Annotated in this window: 16 protein-coding genes; 14 read left to right on the top strand and 2 right to left on the bottom strand. The window is 45.2% G+C overall.

Annotated features, from left to right (window positions below; translation table 11 throughout):
• Window positions 1-187 precede the first annotated feature (187 nt).
• The 10 genes from ABH897_RS04595 to ABH897_RS04640 all read left to right on the top strand — a co-directional run bounded on the left by ABH897_RS04595 (window position 188) and on the right by ABH897_RS04640 (window position 11040).
• Complete coding sequence (locus ABH897_RS04595) at window positions 188-1258, top strand: LacI family DNA-binding transcriptional regulator (RefSeq protein ID WP_404591302.1); 1071 nt, start codon at window positions 188-190, stop codon at window positions 1256-1258.
• 45 nt (window positions 1259-1303) lie between these two features.
• On the top strand, window positions 1304-3250 hold the full coding sequence (locus tag ABH897_RS04600) for a BglG family transcription antiterminator (RefSeq protein ID WP_404591304.1): 1947 nt from the start codon (window positions 1304-1306) through the stop codon (window positions 3248-3250).
• A gap of 177 nt (window positions 3251-3427) precedes the next feature.
• On the top strand, window positions 3428-3787 hold the full coding sequence (locus tag ABH897_RS04605) for a PTS sugar transporter subunit IIA (protein ID WP_283652437.1): 360 nt from the start codon (window positions 3428-3430) through the stop codon (window positions 3785-3787).
• Window positions 3784-4083: a PTS sugar transporter subunit IIB gene (locus ABH897_RS04610; protein ID WP_283652436.1), complete on the top strand. Its 300-nt coding sequence runs from the start codon at window positions 3784-3786 to the stop codon at window positions 4081-4083. Before ABH897_RS04605 ends, ABH897_RS04610 begins: the two co-directional genes overlap by 4 nt.
• A 119-nt stretch (window positions 4084-4202) precedes the next feature.
• A complete protein-coding gene (locus tag ABH897_RS04615) occupies window positions 4203-5507 on the top strand; it encodes a PTS sugar transporter subunit IIC (RefSeq protein ID WP_404518812.1) in 1305 nt (434 codons plus the stop codon).
• 71 nt (window positions 5508-5578) lie between these two features.
• Complete coding sequence (locus tag ABH897_RS04620) at window positions 5579-6859, top strand: glycoside hydrolase family 140 protein (protein WP_404518814.1); 1281 nt, start codon at window positions 5579-5581, stop codon at window positions 6857-6859.
• A 127-nt stretch (window positions 6860-6986) separates the two neighbouring features.
• The gene (locus tag ABH897_RS04625; RefSeq protein ID WP_283652434.1) at window positions 6987-7646 is read left to right on the top strand and encodes an S-layer homology domain-containing protein; all 660 of its coding nucleotides are present in this window, start codon (window positions 6987-6989) and stop codon (window positions 7644-7646) included.
• A gap of 275 nt (window positions 7647-7921) precedes the next feature.
• A complete protein-coding gene (locus ABH897_RS04630) occupies window positions 7922-8590 on the top strand; it encodes a uracil-DNA glycosylase (RefSeq protein ID WP_283652433.1) in 669 nt (222 codons plus the stop codon).
• Between the two features lie 16 nt (window positions 8591-8606).
• On the top strand, window positions 8607-9029 hold the full coding sequence (locus tag ABH897_RS04635; RefSeq protein WP_044648213.1) for a YolD-like family protein: 423 nt from the start codon (window positions 8607-8609) through the stop codon (window positions 9027-9029).
• A gap of 121 nt (window positions 9030-9150) precedes the next feature.
• On the top strand, window positions 9151-11040 hold the full coding sequence (locus ABH897_RS04640; RefSeq protein WP_404518816.1) for an Ig-like domain-containing protein: 1890 nt from the start codon (window positions 9151-9153) through the stop codon (window positions 11038-11040).
• Between the two features lie 59 nt (window positions 11041-11099).
• Here the strand turns inward: ABH897_RS04640 and ABH897_RS04645 are convergent, their stop codons facing one another.
• On the bottom strand, window positions 11100-11402 hold the full coding sequence (locus ABH897_RS04645) for a hypothetical protein (RefSeq protein ID WP_025683436.1): 303 nt from the start codon (window positions 11400-11402) through the stop codon (window positions 11100-11102).
• A 449-nt stretch (window positions 11403-11851) separates the two neighbouring features.
• Here ABH897_RS04645 and ABH897_RS04650 point away from each other — a divergent pair, with 449 nt between their 5' ends.
• The gene (locus tag ABH897_RS04650) at window positions 11852-12289 is read left to right on the top strand and encodes a NucA/NucB deoxyribonuclease domain-containing protein (protein ID WP_283652430.1); all 438 of its coding nucleotides are present in this window, start codon (window positions 11852-11854) and stop codon (window positions 12287-12289) included.
• Window positions 12290-12309: 20 nt separating this feature from the next.
• On the opposite strand, the gene ABH897_RS04655 is transcribed toward ABH897_RS04650, so the two are convergent.
• The gene (locus ABH897_RS04655; RefSeq protein WP_044648210.1) at window positions 12310-12507 is read right to left on the bottom strand and encodes a hypothetical protein; all 198 of its coding nucleotides are present in this window, start codon (window positions 12505-12507) and stop codon (window positions 12310-12312) included.
• Between the two features lie 114 nt (window positions 12508-12621).
• Between ABH897_RS04655 and ABH897_RS04660 the strand changes: the two genes are divergently transcribed.
• The 3 genes from ABH897_RS04660 (at window position 12622) to ABH897_RS04670 (ending at window position 17936) form a co-directional block, all read left to right on the top strand.
• On the top strand, window positions 12622-14448 hold the full coding sequence (locus ABH897_RS04660) for a sensor histidine kinase (protein ID WP_404518817.1): 1827 nt from the start codon (window positions 12622-12624) through the stop codon (window positions 14446-14448).
• The gene (locus ABH897_RS04665) at window positions 14423-16120 is read left to right on the top strand and encodes a response regulator transcription factor (RefSeq protein WP_404591307.1); all 1698 of its coding nucleotides are present in this window, start codon (window positions 14423-14425) and stop codon (window positions 16118-16120) included. Before ABH897_RS04660 ends, ABH897_RS04665 begins: the two co-directional genes overlap by 26 nt.
• 133 nt (window positions 16121-16253) lie before the next feature.
• A complete protein-coding gene (locus ABH897_RS04670) occupies window positions 16254-17936 on the top strand; it encodes a type 2 periplasmic-binding domain-containing protein (RefSeq protein WP_283652427.1) in 1683 nt (560 codons plus the stop codon).
• Window positions 17937-18022: the final 86 nt, after the last annotated feature.

An 18022-nucleotide genomic window follows, 5' to 3' on the forward strand; every position in this document is an offset into this window, starting at 1 on the left:
CCATAGTAACATCGAATTAAAGCGGTGTCAATGAACTATTTAGTGATATTTAGTTGTATAACTAAACTAATAACTAAACAAATATGAATAAATTCAGCTAAATATTGCATCGTATCTCACTTCGGTGTAAACTTCAGTTATTCACTTCACTGCTGTGTTCATCTTATTGAGAATGGAGAATTAGGGCATGAAAATGGAAGACATCGCTAAGCTGGCCAACGTATCCAAATCAGCTGTTTCACTGGCCTTCAGTGGCAAGCCGGGAATTGGTCCAGATACGCGTGAACGTATTCTCCAGGTAGCCCACGAGGCAGGATACAGTCCCAAAAGTAAGACGATAACGGCTACGAGAAGTGATAAGTCCTTGCTTTTTCTCGTGTGTACCAATTCGGGTATTGTCCTTGAGGAATACTATCAACAGCCATTTTTTAAAGAATTAATCCAGTTTATTGAGGAGCGTTGCCGACAAAAAGGGTATTCTTTGATCTTTTCGACGGTCGACGTAGAATTTTTCCAGAGGGATATCCAGATGGTTGCAGAGGAGAAACGCAGTGCAGGGACTATCGTTCTGGGAACCAATCTGACCCGTGAGCAAATCAGTGATATTCATGCCAAGCTGCCGAATCTGATTGTGCTGGATACCTGCTTTGATACGCTTCCCGTACAATTTATCCAGATTAATAATGTTATGGGTGCTTATCAGGCAGGAGCTTATTTATGCGACATGGGCCATACCTCAATCGGATATATTGCTTCTAATGTACGGATTCATAATTTTGAGGAACGTAAACGCGGATTTTTGGCGGCACTCATGGAACGGGGGCTGAAGATTCCGGAGACACTAATGCTGGCGGTAGCTCCAACCATTCTTACATCGCAGCAGGATCTGAATCGGCAGCTAACTGTTTATATGGAGAGCGGAAAAACTTTACCGACGGTCTGGTTTTGCGAATGCGACTATATTGCTATCAGTGCTATGAAGACCATGAGCGAGCTTGGTATCCGGGTGCCGCAGGATACTTCAATTATCGGCTTTGACAACATTACGGAATCGGTCATTGTCACGCCGGAGCTAACGACCATTCATGTAGAAAAAGAAAGAATGGCCGTTCTTGCTGTCGATCTCCTGACCGATACTATTGAGCAGGGAACGCAGGTTACGGCAAAAATCACAGTGGATACGAAATTTGTAGAGCGCAATTCCTGTGCTGCTCCTGCCACTTTCGTATCTAAAGGCGAGGTAACCGAGCAGGTCTGAGTAGAGGACAGATTTGGACAAAAGAACGGGAGGGGGTCACTTTGAATGAATACGCGAATGGTTTCGATTCTACAGCATTTGCTGGCTGCGGACACTCCTGTCAAGAGCGAGCATCTGGCAAAATTGATCCAGGTTACTTCACGTACCGTACGTAGCGATATCAGAGAACTGGATGAATTTCTGGCCAAGCATGGAGCATCGATTCAGCCTGTTCGTTCAAGGGGGTATGAACTGAAAATCACGGACGACCGCAGCTTTCGTACGCTCCTACAGCAGTTGTTCCTGTATAACGAACCGGATGATCCCAATTCTCCTGAATACCGACAGCGTTATTTAATCTCGCGCCTCCTGTTTACAGAAAATTATTTGAAGCTGGAAGAGTTGGCGGATGAGTTATACATTAGCAAATCCACCGTACAAAATGATTTCAAAGAGGTTAAGCATATGCTGCAGGCATACGGAATCGGCATTGATAAGCGCCCGAATTACGGTGTCAAGCTGAGGGGCGACGAGGTTCGCTTACGTTTCTGCATGTCTGAATTCATCGTCAACCGTTCTGAAGAAAGGACTGGGGGTGTGGAGGCTGCGTCGAGGATGGTATCTCCATGGGAAATGACACTGATTCGCGGTATTATTATGGAGCAAATCCAGAACCACGGGGTCGCCTTGTCGGATGTTGCCTTCAACAACCTGTCCATTCATATCGCTATAGCTTGCAAGCGCATTCGTAATGGGAACCGGGTCGCGATGCTTTCCGATGAAAAGGGAGGTTTTCGGGCTACCGAGGAATTTCGAGCCGCTGAGCATATTGTTTGCCACATTGAAAAGGAAATGGATTTGACCTTTCCGGAAGATGAAGTTGCTTATATCGCCATGCATCTGGCCGGGAACAAGTGGTTTGAGGGAATTACGGAGCAACAGACGGTAGAGGCGGGGCCTCAGAAGCTCTTGGATCGGGGAATTTATGAGCTTGGCAGAGAAATGCTGGATGAAATTGACAAGGGCTTTAACCTGAATATCAGCCGGGATCAAGAACTGTTAATGGGCATATGTCTTCACCTGAAGTCGGCACTGAATCGCGTAAAATATGGGATGAATATCCGTAATCCGATGCTGGATCATGTAAAGAATAATTATCCTTTGGCTTTTCAGGCGGGGGTCATAGGTGCCAAGCTGATCGAGAGCAAGTTGAATATGGCTATACCAGAGACAGAAATGGGTTATTTGGCGATTCATATCGGAGCCGCCATGGAAAGGCAGCAGATGAACAACAGACCTAAACGCTGCCTTGTCGTGTGCACTTCGGGTGTTGGAAGTGCCCGCTTGCTGTATTACAAGTTGCGTAGCAAGTTCGGTGAAAGGCTTGAGGTTGCTGGCACGACCGAGTATTACAAGTTGCAGCAGGTTCCTCTGCATGACATTGATTTTGTGGTAAGCACAGTTCCAATCCCGCAGACATTATCCGTTCCGGTCGTGGTAGTCCAGACTCTGCTTGGCGGCGGTGACATCGATAAGATTGAAGAGCTGCTGACGGGTGAAGGGGAGTATACTTTCCGCTATATTATGGAAGAGCTTGTATTTCTAAGACAGAACTTCACCACAAAGGAAGAGATCATTACTTTTTTGGGAGAAAGAATGCATGCTTCCGGATTGATCCGCTCTTCCGAGGGATTCATCGGACTGGTGCTGGAAAGAGAAAATGCTGCTCCTACAGCTTACGGAAATCTGGTAGCCATTCCTCATCCCATTATTCCGCAAAGCAATCGGACGGTATGGGCGGTCTGTACACTGAAATCTCCCATAGATTGGTCTGGCAAGCCTGTGCAGCTCGTCTGCCTGCTCAGTATTAACAAAAACGGTGACGAGCCCCCGGCGAAAATGTATAAGCATCTGATGGGATTGGTTGACGACTCCGATATTATCCAGCAGATGCTGGAATGCAAAACCTATGGAGATTTTGCTCAAATTATCGTCAAACATAAACTGTATTAAAATAAAGCTCTGCACGACATCTGCTTGGATTCTGGACAAGCATCGTGCGGAGTTTTTCTATTTTTTTCATTGTAAGCATTTCCGCTTCTAGTGGAAAAGAGTTGCGTTTAGAAGTCGGCAAGAATCGTATACACTGAATCTGTAAGCTAAAGAGATGAAATGCATGAGGTGAATTCAATGGATGAGTATCAGGAAATCATAATGGGACTTATAACAAATTCGGGTATTGCGAAGAGTAAAGCTATGGAAGCTATCAGCTTTGCCGAGAAGGGTAATGCGGAGCAGGCAGCAGAATGTCTTGAAGAATGCAAAAACGAGCTGGTCCAAGCGCATAAATCACAGACGCGACTGATCCAGCAGGAAGCGGGTGGGACAACTCATGAAGTGACACTGCTAATGGTGCATGCACAAGACCATCTCATGTCAGCCATTACGACAAAGGATCTGGCGGGGCATATCGTGGAACTTTACAGCAGATTGAACCGTTACGAAGCAGCAGTATCCATCACACCATTATCGGGGAGGAATAACAAATGAAACAAATTACGCTCGTATGCGCAGCAGGAATGTCTACAAGTATGCTGGTACAGAAAATGCAGAAGGCCGCACAGGCTCAAAATGTTGAGGTTGAGATCAGAGCTACTTCCGAAAGCTCCTTTAAAGAGTATGCGGACAAAACGGATGTACTCCTAATTGGACCGCAGGTCGGCTACCTGGAAGACGATTTTAAAACCAGATACGAGCCTAAAGGCATCAAAGTAAGCGTAATTGACAGAATGGATTATGGCATGATGAATGGCGAAAAGGTACTTGCCGAAGCGTTAAATCTATAAAGGAAGACATTGCCTTATTCACAAGTTTCCATGGGTACAAAAATGTGATTTCCTCAAATGGAAGCGCTCTCTAGATTATTGTTCAACAGATGAAAGTCTAAAGCAGGAGTTGAAGGAAAATGGCTAACGAAAAAAAACTATCGCATAAGTTGCAAAGATACGCTGGGAAAATTCAGCAAAATCGCTATATGAGCGCTATTTCAAATGGACTGATGTCCACCCTTCCTTTTTTGATTATCGGGGCATTTTCGACCCTTTTTTCCGCACTTGCCTGGGAGCCTTACCAGAACCTCATTGCACCGATCAAGGGTATTATCGGATTAGGATCGACGATGACAACTGGCATCATCGCCCTTTATGCAGTCTTCTTCATCGCCTACAGACTGGCGCAAGCTTTTGACAAGGATCCGCTGATTCCCGCAGCAACGGCACTGCTCTCGTTTCTTATTTTGACGCCGATTCAAACATTCGATAAAGTCCGGGCGCTTCCACTTCAGTGGCTCGGTGCGCAGGGTTTGTTTGTTGCTATGTTGGTTGGCTTGCTGGCTTCCCGATTGTATATCTGGATTGTCGATCGCAACTGGACCATTAAAATGCCCGAAGGAGTACCGCCCACCGTTGTCAAAACATTCTCAGGATTAATTCCGGCGATACTCGTAGCTATGGTATTCGTTATTGTTTCCGGTCTGTTCATGCATACGTCATTCGGTACGGTCCATGAGTTTATTTATACCTATCTGCAAGTGCCACTGGAAGGACTGGGTGGATCACTGGGGGCTATGATTGTCGCCCTCATCATTATGCAGGTGCTCTGGATGTTCGGAATCCACGGTGCAATCGTAACGCTTGCCATCGTCAAACCGATCTGGATGAGCCTGGATCTTGCCAATCTCGACGCTTTCCAGGCGGGAGCTCCGCTACCGAACATTATCGGGCTGGCTTTCTGGTATATCTTCTCAAACTATGCGCCGATGCTGGGCTTCGCTCTCCTGCTGGTCTTCTTGGCCAAGAGCAAGCAATTACGCACGATTGGCAAGCTCGGCCTTCCGGGGACTTTCTTCTCGATTCACGAGCCACTCAATTTCGGAATTCCAGTTGTTTTGAATCCGCTCCTGGCTATTCCGTTTATCATTTCTCCTATCGTCTGCGCCGTCCTCGGTTATTTTGCGACAACTGCGGGCTTGCTGCCTGCACCCATCGGAATTTACCCGGCATTTGGCACTCCGATTTTTGTTCTGGGCTTTATTGAGGGGAGCTGGAGACTTGCTGCTGCACAGCTTTTGCTCATTCCCGTTTGTATGTTGATTTACTATCCGTTCTTTAGAACGCTTGATAAACAAGCGTTGAACAGGGAACGCGAAGCACAGGAGAAGTCAGAACAGGAGGGAACGGCTGGAGCCCAAGCAAGTATCGTTACTTCATAAATGAGCAATAAAACGGAAAGCGGCGAACTGTTCGCCGTTTTCTGTCATTACAGCAATAAGGGGGAAGCCGTATGATCAAGCTTGGCATAGCGGAGAACAAACGTTACTTTGTCAATGAAGGAGTTCCATTTTTTTATCTGGCGGATACCGTCTGGAGCGCATTTACCAACATCTCACTGGAGGAATGGGCTGATTATCTTGACTACAGAAGCAGCCAGGGGTTTAATGTTCTGCAAATCAATTTGTTGCGTCAGTGGGATGCCAGCGGCAGTGATCTGGATCACGAACCGTTCGCACAGATTGAGGACGGGAGCTACGATTTTTATTCACTGAATCCAGACTATTTTGACAGGGCGGAGACTATGGTCGAGATGGCAGTGAGCAAGGGATTTGTACCCGCGCTGGTCTTGCTTTGGTGTAATTATATCCCGGATACTTGGGCGGCCAAGCTTCGTGATGAGAAAAAGATGCCTCTGGAGGCGGTGGAACCGTATGTGCGTTATGCAGCAGACCGATTCTCAAAGTACCACCCTATCTATATCGTGAGCGGGGATACCGACTTCCCGTCAGAGCGAGCGAACGAGTATTATCGCACTGCACTTCACGTTGTGAAGACGCATAGTCCGGAGTGCTTGACTACTCTGCACATTCAGGGGAGACTGGCGGAGGTGCCGGATGAGTTCATTAACGATCCTAATTTGGACTTTTACATGTACCAATCAGGTCACAATTCGCAGTTTCAGTCCAAGGCTTACGCCTTGGCGTTGGACTTCTACAACAAGCGGGTAACACGGCCTGTGCTGAACTCGGAACCTTGCTACGAGATGATGGGTTACAGCCGGAGAGAATACGGTCGTTTCGGCCGTGCCGACGTGCGTAAAGCTGCATGGCAAAGTCTTTTGTCCGGTGCGGGAGCCGGCGTAACCTACGGAGCACATGGAATATGGAGCTGGCACAAAAAAGGGAAACGCTTCGGAGTTACCGGGGAAGGTTTTGACAGCCCCTATGAGTGGCAGGCTGCCCTTAAATTTGAGGGAGCGTGGGATTATGGATTTGCGAAGTGGCTGTTTCAGATGTACGGATTGATAGATTTGCAACCTTGGAACATAGTACTTAAGAACACGGAAGAGATTCGAGTTGCCTCAACCAGAGGCTTCGAAAAAATTGCTATTTACGTGCCTGTAAACACGGTCCTGAAGCTAGACGCCGATCTTAGAGAATACAAGTTTACAATTATCGACCTGGAATACCGCCGATTTGCAGCAGCTTCGGTAGCGTTCCAGGACAATGTAACGGTTATCGATATGCATAATTTTGAGGGGGATGTCATCCTGATTGGTGTGAAAAGATAAGAATTGATCATTCCGCAATCTTCATCCGAATCTCTGTTAGATCGCTTGCAACCTTTCCAACCTGTACTACGTCAAAGAGGTTGTTAATGGCCGGGCGGCCTAATTCAACTACAAGGTGGAACTTGACATGAACATGAGAAAAAGTGCATTCGCAGCCATGACCACAGTATCACTTCTTTCCTTCTCTTTTGGGGGTCAAATGTTTGCGGCGAGCAATCCGTTCAAGGATTTGGACAGCGTAAGCGGTAAAGATAAAATCATCTCCCTTCAAAATCAGGGTTTGCTCAAAGGGGTCTCTGATACGCAGTTTCTCCCCGCCTCTAAAGTGACTGCTGCCCAAGGCATTCAGTTAATCTCCGGCGGATTTCAGCTTAGTTTGGCCGCTATTGATTTTAATAAGGCGCCACAGGCCAGCGGACTGTTCACCCATGTTAAGGATACAGCATGGTATGCCGAAGCCTTTATCAACGCGCATTATAATGGCGTGGAGATTCCCCAAAATATCGATCCTTCAAAAACTCTGACCAAGGAAGAGTTCACCCATATGCTGATTCAGGGCATGGAAAAATCAGGCAGCCTGCCGATGATCAAAATTGCACCTGCAACGATTGCCGATGATAGCAAGTTGGAGCCTTCGTATCAAGGCAGCATTCAGCGTTCGCTGATATACAAGGTCAATACCTTGGATGCAAGTAAAAAGTTTAATCCAAAAAGTGAGATTACACGTGCGGAAGCAGCCGTTATGTTGTATAACGCGCTAGAATATCTAACAGCTCATAAGGCTTAACCGACTATTCTGGGCCAACCTCTTGATTTTTATGAGGTACCGTGTGGATTTGGGCTTACAGTTACTTGACACCATTATCGTTAATGCTATAATAAGGAAATCGAATTTAGATCCAACGGTAGCTGATTATCGTATGGTTTCTATCCTGGTCCTTCGGCATGTAACACAGGTAACGAATAAATAAGCTGGCTCCGGATGAGGGAGACCAGCTTATTTTTTTGTGAATAAAACGTTTAAACATTTCGGGACCCATATATCGAGAGGAGACGGGAGTTATGTTTGGTAATGATTGGGATGAAGTTTTACGAGAAGAGGTAGAAAAGTCTTATTTCAATGAATTGAGGTATACATTAGCACGTGAATACAAGATACATAAAGTCTACCCTCCAAAGGAAGATTTGTTTTCTGCACTTAAATTAACACCATATCATCTTACCAAAGCGGTTATATTGGGGCAGGACCCCTATCATGGAGAGGGGCAAGCCCACGGCTTGAGCTTTTCCGTAAGACCAGGTGTGCGTACACCGCCGTCTCTGCAAAATATATATAAAGAGCTGCGCGATGATCTCGGCACCCCCATTCCCAATCAGGGCTACCTTGTTCCTTGGGCAGAGCAGGGAGTGCTGCTGCTGAACAATGTGCTGACCGTGCGTGAAGGACAACCGCAATCTCATCAGGGAATAGGCTGGGAACGTTTCACGGATGCCGTTATTGAGGCGATTAATGAACGTGAGCAGCCGGTAGTGTTCATTTTGTGGGGAAGCCATGCTCAAAAGAAAGCAAGCTTTGTGAATACGAGCAAGCATTTGGTTTTGAAATCCGTCCATCCGAGTCCTTTGGCGGCTCATAGGGGCTTTTTCGGCAGCAAGCCTTTTTCGCAAACCAATGCATTTTTGCTGGAGCATGGAATGGAACCGATTCGGTGGGAGATTCCTAACCGCTAGCACTGGAGGTGAGGACATGCGTCAATGGAAGGGACGTCAGGTCATTTTATATCACGGCAACAACGGTCATACCCAAAAGGTGCGCGGCACGATTGAAAAATGGGATGACACGCACAAGTGCGTTATTTTAGGCCCGAAGATGTTGTCTATTCCTTTTGAAAATATAACGTATATTACGATGCTCCCTCCCGGGCGTGAGCGCAGAAGCCGTCATCCGGCGAAGCTAAATTCTATCGGTTATGTGATGAGCGTTCCATTGCAGTTTGATAATGCCATTCTTTTTCAATCGGCGGTGACCGTTTGGAAAGAAGACCAGCTGATTGCCTACAACACAAAATTGACCAGTCACACGGATTACGATGTCGTTCTGGATGATGGACAAACCTTGTCCAAGGAAGGTCATCTGTTCGTGGTCAGGTCGCTACACGGAGAACTTTAACTGTTATAATCCACCTTTTTTTCTTCCTAAGGGTTCAAATCAAGTAGCTGTTTACCGATAAAGTAATAGGATTGTTAATTATATCCTATTTCATAGAGCTGAAACTAAGGGAGAGAAACGAATGGAACGTATGAAACGTATGAGCAAACGGAGTACCTTCTTACTTGCTGTGCTGATGTTTTTATTTGCAGCATTGCCAGCGGGTTTGATCCAGGCGGCAGAGGAGAGCAAGACCTCTACGGTACAGTGGGACAGTCAAAATCCGACTGCAGTTAATCTGGGTGGAAACCCCGCTCAATTAAAAGTGTGGTCATTGACAGAAAAGGGCAAAGAAGATGTTACACAAAAGGCAGAATGGATCTCTGGAGACTCAAGCATATTAAAGGTAGATAAGGGACTTATTACTCCAGTGTCAAAAGGGCAAATTAAGGTTGTTGCCACATATGAACAGCAAACGGTAAGCACAACGATTACGGTTAAATCGCCTTACAGCAAGCTGCAAATCGATCCATCTGGTCCCATCAATCTGGTGGTGCGCGGAGATTCGAAGAAATTGACTGCCCAAGGTACGCTTACGGCGGGCGGTACAGAAAAAGTATCCGATGTGGAATGGACATCCACGAATCCGTCCGTGGCTACAGTGGAAGATGGTCTGGTTCGTCCTCTTGCCAAGGGCATGACTTACATTAAAGCAAGCAAGGATGAACTCAAAGCACAAACGATCGTGTATGTACGTTCCTCTTCCCAGGCATTAATATTGAATCCATCCGCTTCCCAATCGGTCTTTCTGGGTAGTTCACCAATTCAGATCAAAGCGACCGATGTGAACCTTACCGGAGGTAAAACTGATGTCACCAGCACTGCAGAATGGACTTCCTCCAATCCGCTGGTTGCCACAGTGGAGCAAGGAAAAATTAGCCCATTGGACGCAGGAAATTCGGTAATTACTGTGTCCTATCACGGCTTGAGCAAGACCTTGAAGGTCAACGTATTGCCGACCATTGAAAAGCTGGTATCAAGCAAAGCGAGCTTATCGCTCGAAACAGGAAGCAAAACGGCTCTTCCGAGCATATCTGCTTACTTGGTCAATGGAGCCAAAAAAGCAGTACAATCCGATATAAAGTGGAGCCTGAGCAATGAAAGTGTTGTCAAAATCGCAGACGGTAAGCTGGTTGCAGTGAATCCGGGTAGCGCAACATTGACAGCTACATTGGGTGCCATCAAGCTGGATATCCCGGTAACTGTGCAATACAAAGTGCTCAAGCTGACCGCTTCCGAGAAAAAGTATGTGCTGGTAGCAGGACAAGAAGTGAGTGTTCCCACGGTAAAAGCACAAATGGCTGGTGGTGGAACGCTCGATGTTACGAATCAGGTAAGCTGGGTGGCTACTACTGCGGCCGTAACAGTGGGAAATGGCAAGGTAAAAGCAGTAAGCGGCGGTAACTCCGGAATCAAGGCCATGTATTTGAATAAATATGTGAAAGTGCCTGTCATCGTAGAAGGAACGATTTCTACGTTGACGCCAAGCCTTTCAAGCGCTGAAATGAATTTGAAAGGGAGTCAATCCGTCAAGGTCATCGGTGCATATACAGATGGTAAAAAAGTTACGCTCAGCAACAAAGTGAAATGGACAACATCCAATGCTTCCGTGGCGATTGTAAAAGGCTCAGCCATCAAAGCGGTTGGGATTGGAACAGCGACGATTACGGGCACATACCAGAATAAGTCGTTTAACATTGAGGTCAAGGTTACACCTAAGCTGCTCAAGCTGGTTTTGAGTAACAAGAACTTGAAGCTTCCTAATGGTTCCTCTCATGTGCTGAGTGTGAATGCGGTTTATGACACAGGCACAATTACCAATGTGACAAGTTCAGCGGTATGGACTTCCTCCAAGCCTTCTATCGTACAGGTTAGCGGAGGACAGGTGAAGGCATTGGCTTACGGAAATTCCAGTATTAAAGTGGTTTATAAAGGTAAGACTGTAGCTACCTCTGTCAGAGTGTTAAAATAATCTTCATGATCGCTTATGCAAAAATAACCCCGGTCAATGACCAGGGGTTATTTTTCAACTTATTCTACGCCGTCCTGATAATGGTTCTTCCAGTGTTTGTCGCCTTTGTGTGAGAAGTCTTCAACCGTCTTTTCCAGCGTGGCCACCAGTTGAGCTTTAATCTCGGAAATGGTATCTCGGAACAGTCTTTCTTCCGTGCCGTTAATTTTTTCACCATACAAAGCCTGAGCGGCTATAAATTGACGATGTTGCTCAACAAAGCTGTCAATTGAATGCAGCGCATGTTCCACGTATTGTGAAATGCTATGATGCTCGCTAGGTAGTTGCAATTTTAACTCCTGTACTCTGTTTAATAATGCCATGATGATCACCTCGTACGTTTTATTATGTCAATAATTATACATCATTTTCGGAAAACTTTCATTAAACTTTGATTAAAATGTGATTTTTTTTATATCACAATTGTCATTTCCAATAGGATGAACTTATTTCCGGAATGATTCCAATTTATCTTCAGATTATTATGTTTTAAAATTAAAATATTTATGGTTAAGATATATGCGTGGCATGTTGCGACAACAGTCTTTCTGGCATGTTATAATAGGGCAAAGCCCAGTCGGAAAGGTTGTCAGTGCGGTATGAAGCTTTTTAAAGGTTTATTTTGGGGAATATTGATCAGTCTTTTCCTGTGGTGTGCCTTCTTTGGGTTTGTCCGCTGGATATCTCATTGAGTCGGGTTATAGAAAATAAAGTTCGGGGATTTCCTTGATTGAAGGTTGTCCACTGGAATAGCTTGAAGGGAAGAGGAAAATTGAAGAAAAAGTTGTTAAGTTTTATAACTCTAGTGCTGCTAGCTACTGGCGTGTATTGGTTTGAAGGTGCCAATCTTCTTACGAAAACGACAGGAGAGAACCCGCCTTCATCGGCTCAGGTTACGTTGCAATTTCCGTCAGGTCGTTATCCTGAAACGGCGCAGCATATCAAGGAAGCCATTCAAGCGGGGAAATCATCCATATGCACAATTGACCGTGAAGGAGCCGAGCAGAATCGCAAGCATTCGCTTACAGGAGTTCCCACTCGTAAAGGATACGATCGTGACGAATGGCCGATGGCTATGTGCTCAGAAGGTGGAAAAGGTGCAAATGTCAAATACATAGCTCCTAAGGATAATCGTGGGGCAGGATCATGGGTCAGTCACCAATTGGATGAGTATGAGGATGGAACTCGCGTAAAATTTGTCGTCAAATAATATGTTATGAGATCGTATCGTTACTTTTTTTTCCCCTTAGTAGGCTCCTGTTTGGCCCTAACCAGAGCCACAAAATTATTTTCCTTAGGCTCCTGTTTGGCTCTAATCAATGCCAAAAAAGCAAAAAAATCACCTAGTGTAGTGAAGCCGGCACCTAATATCGCCAGATCTTCAGCGGATAGTTGATTGAACCATTCCATTTGCTTAGCATCAAACATTTTATCACCGCCAACCATTAATAATGTATAGTATGTTCTGATGGCAACGAAGGTCAGGGCTCTGGCATACCATTTATGTATGCCTGTTTTTTGTGCAGAGGATGTGTAGAACACATGTTAAGATTTAATTTTTATACTAAAATCGTCTCTATCGTTATCGTATTGCTTATTCCTGTGCTAATCCTGTATGTGTATTCGAACCAGACAACGACAGATGTGTTACGTAAGGAGCTGAATCAGTCTAATTATAACCAGTTGACTTTTTTCCAAAATCAGGTGAATACGAATATTGAAATGATATCCTCCTGGCCGCATCTGCTGATTCATGATCCTGACGTAGCCAGTTTTCAAGCGATTTTTTTAAAGGATAAGACTCTCAATCTGGATGGCATTAACCTTGTCAAACGGATCCAAACCAAGCTTGGACTTCAAGAAAGCTCATCGAATTGGAGAACGGGTCTGAATATTTATTCACCTTCGCTTGGACGTGTTGTATCAGAAAAAGGAGCCGGTTTTTATGATCAGAAAGAATTAAAGCAAATGATTAAAAACGGCTGGCAGGTATCTAAAAAAAGGATGTACGGGAAGGATCAGTTTATATTTTCGTTGTATACATTATCCCCGTTTTCTTCACTTGGTAATCCGGAAACCGCTAACACGATTATTAAGGTCGAATTTGACAGCAGCAATATTCAGGACATGCTTGACCGTTTCAAAGGCGATGGACGGAAGGAACCTTTTTATTATAAAAAAGGCGTAGGAGTGATCTATAATCGTACTGCGAATGAAGAGCTGTCAGGCAAGCTGATTACGAAACTGGAGAAGATGGGATTGCATGAAGTTGATAATCTGACCGTGAAAGTTGGAGAAGAGAGTTACCTTGTTCACGCTGTTCTTTCGCAAACGACGGGCTGGTATTTGATTGACTACATGCCTTTGTCCGATATGATGTCTCCGATTTACACATCTAATAGACTATTTTATATAACCGTTGTTGGCTTGCTGCTGGTAGGCTTCATTGGTGCTTATCTGCTTCATTCACAGGTGCAAGTGCCGATTCTTCAGCTTGTGCGGGCATTTCGGAGATTAAAGGATGGGGACTATGCTGTTCGATTGAGTCCGAAGGGGAGTCATGAATTTGCTTTCCTATCTCGTCAATTTAATTTGATGGTCGGACAGATTCAGGAGCTGTTTGAAAAGGTTTATGTTGAGAAGCTACATGTGAAGGAAGCACGTCTAAAACAGCTCCAGTCACAAATTAATCCACACTTTTTCTATAATTGTTTTTCTTTTATTACAAGTATGGCGAAGCTGCGTAATCATGAGGCGGTCGTGGCAATGGCTCATAATTTGTCCAAGTATTATCGATATACGACAAGACAGGAACGGGATTTGGTACCTTTATCGGAGGAAATCGAGTTTGTTCATTATTATTTGAAAATTCAGCAGATGCGTATGCCGCGGCTAACGTTTTCAATTCATGTTTCTTCACAGGCTAACAGTCTGCTGATTCCGTTGCTTGTAGTGCAACCACTAATAGAAAATGCGGTGCTGCATGGGATAGAACCTCAAGCAGAGGATGGTATAATCCGCATTACAACGGAACAGATCGGGCTATATATGTGCTTGATTGTGGATGATAACGGACTCGGTTTGGGCAGGGAGGCTATAACATCCCTGAGATCAGCACTTGACAAGCCTGTAGAAGAGGAAAGCGGCTATGGTTTATGGAATGTGCATCAACGAATGCGATTACATTTTGGGGAAGACGCCGGACTGGACTTCTCATTGTCACCTTTGGGGGGACTGCGCGCGGTTTTAAAATGGCCGCTGTTAACAGAAGAAGAGCAGGCGAATAGCTTGATCAAGCTCAAACCTTCGTCAAATTCGAATATGGTTAAAATGGAGGGACCTGATGGTTCAGATATTACTGGTAGATGATGAGAGCTATGTAACAGAAAGCCTGGTGGCTACGATTCCATGGGAGGCGCTGGGCATTGAGAGGGTTCATCAAGCGGCTTCCGCATTAGCAGCAGTGGATGTGCTGGAAGCGTATGATATTGATATTCTGGTTACGGATATTCGTATGCCTGGCATGACAGGGTTGGAGTTGATTGTTGAGGTAAACGAACGATGGCCGCATATCCGATGTTTGCTACTAACAGGCTATGCCGATTTTGATTATGCTAAAAAGGCACTTCAGCTTAAGGCTTTTGATTATATTTTAAAACCGGTGGATGATGAAGAGTTTATGAAATGTGTATCAGCTGCCATCGATTCGCTAAAGGAAGAATGGGAAGCTTTTAATAAGGTTCATCAATTACAGTATAACCGCAGGACGGATTTTGGTGTGCTGCGCACCCACTTAATGCACGATTTGGTACTTGGACGCGATTTATCTGTACAGATGATAGAGGACAAGTTATCCCAGTACGAAATCATGTTACGTACGGGACAACCCGCAGATATGCTGCTTATTCAGATGGGCAAGCATTTTTCTGATATGGATTATCATTCAGTATCCTTAATCGAGTATGCGATTGGAAATATTGCTGAAGAAGTGCTCGCACCCGATTTTCACGTCTGGCACTGTAAAGCACCACATGACTGCTTAATTGTATTAATAGAATCAAATTGGAATAACAATCTGGAAAAGCATGGTATACATCATAAGGAAGAATCAGATGATGTCCCAGAACAGCATGAAATGAAGCGAATAACAGAAATTAGTATGGACGAGCATAGTAGTATTTTGCGGGCGAGTATCGAAACCTTTCGGAAAAATGTGAGCAATTACTTGAAAGGGGAAATTTACGTCACGGTAACTGGTTGGTTTATGTTCCCGGAGGAGCTGCCTAAGGCATATCAGACAGCGATAAGATCCTTATACTGGAACCACCGGGAGGAGGCGGATACGTTGCTATTTGTGGATGAGCAGACAGAACAGTCACACAGGTCAGTCAAGTCGCTGGAGGGACTATATATGCCTCCTACGCTTACTCATCTACTGGAGTCTAGGCAATGGGAGGAAGCTGAAGCGAAGTTGAACCGTGTATTTGGGAAGATAGAAGAAGCAGGATATACCCGCGAACATTTATATGAGCTGTTTATCTCGGTTACGAGCGCCTTTATGTACACGGCACACAAGCAAGGGCGCTTCATTACGCAGATGGATCAAACGGGCTTCGACCCGTTGCATGCGCAGAAAATGGTTCAATCGTTCTCCAACCTTAAGGAATGGATATTTTCCATGATGAACAAGCTTAAATCGGAATGGTCTGCAAGTGAGCAAAGCGCCAAAAGCTATGTGGTCAAACAGGTTCAGGAGCTCATCTCCCAGGATAAAGGTCAGGAGCTGTCTGTTAAGACGCTTGCTGATCAGGTTTATCTTCATCCGGTCTATTTGTCGAAAATATATAAAGCTGAAACCGGAGAAGGTCTGGGAGATTATATCATCCGAATGAGAATGGAGCGGGCTCTTTATTTGCTCAAGTATTCCAACAAAAAAATATATGAAATTACAACTGAATTGGGCTATCAGAATCCCCAATATTTCAGTAAGATGTTCAAAAAGCATTACGGAATGACTCCGCATGAATTTCGGGACCAGTAAAGATGAGACCAAGAAGAGAATAGTAAAGATCAGTTGGGAAAGGTGCAGAAATATTTATTTTGTGACATAGGCTGCGTAGAAAAGCCCTCTTATAATTAAAAGAGTAGAAAATGATTTTTTAAGGGGGAACAATATGCGAGTTCATTCGAAAAAAAAGCTGTTGTCGTTGCTCGCCGCAACTATGGTAATAGGAGTTGGCCTTGTGGGCTGCTCAGGGTCGGGGAATGATGGAAATGCGGCTAGCACAGCTAAAACTGAAAACGTATACAAAGAAAAATACAATCCGGAAGTCACAATTTCCACAGTATGGGGTGTAGATCCCGCCTTAAAATTTAAAAATGGCGAATCTATCGAAAATAACGTTGCGACGAAGTGGGCTAAAGAGAAATTCGGGATTAATGTAAAATCACTCTGGTCTGTCACGGATACGAATGGTGCATTTGCCACCAAGCTGCGTTTGGCTATGTCCTCAGGTCAGGAGATGCCGGACGTCGTTGTACTGGGGACGGAGAATGAGCAACTGGCACAGGATATGATCGATTCCGGTATGTTTGCGGAAGCGGGTCCGTTGTTCGATAAGTATGCTTCGGATTCCTGGAAGCAAGCGATGAATCAGGATTCGAACGTATGGAACCAATATAGTCGGGATGGCAAAAAAATGGGTATTCCTGTGCTGGATTTCGCCTATAATCATGACTATGTGTTGTGGGTACGACAGGATTGGCTGGACAAGCTGGGCATGAAGGCCCCTCAGACGATGGATGAGCTGGAAAAAGTGATGGATGCTTTTAAAAACAAAAATCCGGACGGATTGTCTCCGGACAAAGTTATTCCGCTCAGCATCGGTTTCAAAACGTCCATGAACACTTGGATGGGTGACCCGTCCTGGATTTTTGGGGCATACGGTACACTCCCGCAACAGTGGAACAAAGGTACGAACGGCAGTCTGGAATATGGCTCCGTGCAGCCTGGCATGAAGCCGGGTTTACAAAAGCTTAGCGAGTGGCTCAAAAAGGGATATATTCCGCAGGAAGCAGCATTGTGGGATGAGAATAAGACGGCAGAACCCACAGTCGCGGGAACAGCAGGTATGATCCCGGGCCCATACTGGATGAGCGGCTGGCCGCTTCAGGACACGGTCAAAAATGCGCCGGGCGCCGTATGGAAGCCGATCAAGATTCCGGCAGGGCCTGACGGTAAAGCCATGCGGCACGGTACGCAATACACCAATGGTGTCGTACTGATCAACAAACAAATGCAGCATCCTGAAGCTTTTTTCACCTATCAAAATTACCTGTTTGATCACTTTGCAAATGCCAAATCGGAAGGGGATTTGGCGAACGGGATGTTTAAGGGCTACGACTATGATTTGGATGCGGGCGGAAAGCTGTTGCCGATCGACAAAATAGCAGGAGGTTATGTAAACTCTGTTCGTTATTTGCTGGTTCGTGATGGTGCGCGTATACCTGATGCCCAAATGAAAGCTTTGTTAAGCTTGGCTAACGGCGGGGAAGCGAAGACCCGTCTGGAGAAGGATGTAATGGTTAATTACGGGAAAGGCACTCCTGCGGCTGCCAAGGTGTTGATGGAACAAAAGGACATCTCCATGAAGGATCAGTTCACGGGGCCTACTACGCCAACGATGAAGGCTAAAAAGGACTATCTGGACAAGATTGAAAACCAGACCTTCAATGAAATTATTTATGGTAAACAGCCGATTTCGGCCTTTGACACCTTCGTGCAGACGTGGAAGACTGCCGGAGGCGAACAAATTACAAATGAAGTGAACGAATGGTATAAAAGTGTTGAAAAGTAATAACAGTTAAAACGGGTTAACAGGCTGTCCCAAACGGGCAGCCTTTTTAATACAGATTATCAGAATGAATTGGAAATGAATGCATT

The organism is Paenibacillus sp. RC73 (assembly GCF_044908085.1).
GTDB classification, from domain to species: domain Bacteria; phylum Bacillota; class Bacilli; order Paenibacillales; family Paenibacillaceae; genus Paenibacillus; species Paenibacillus terrae_A.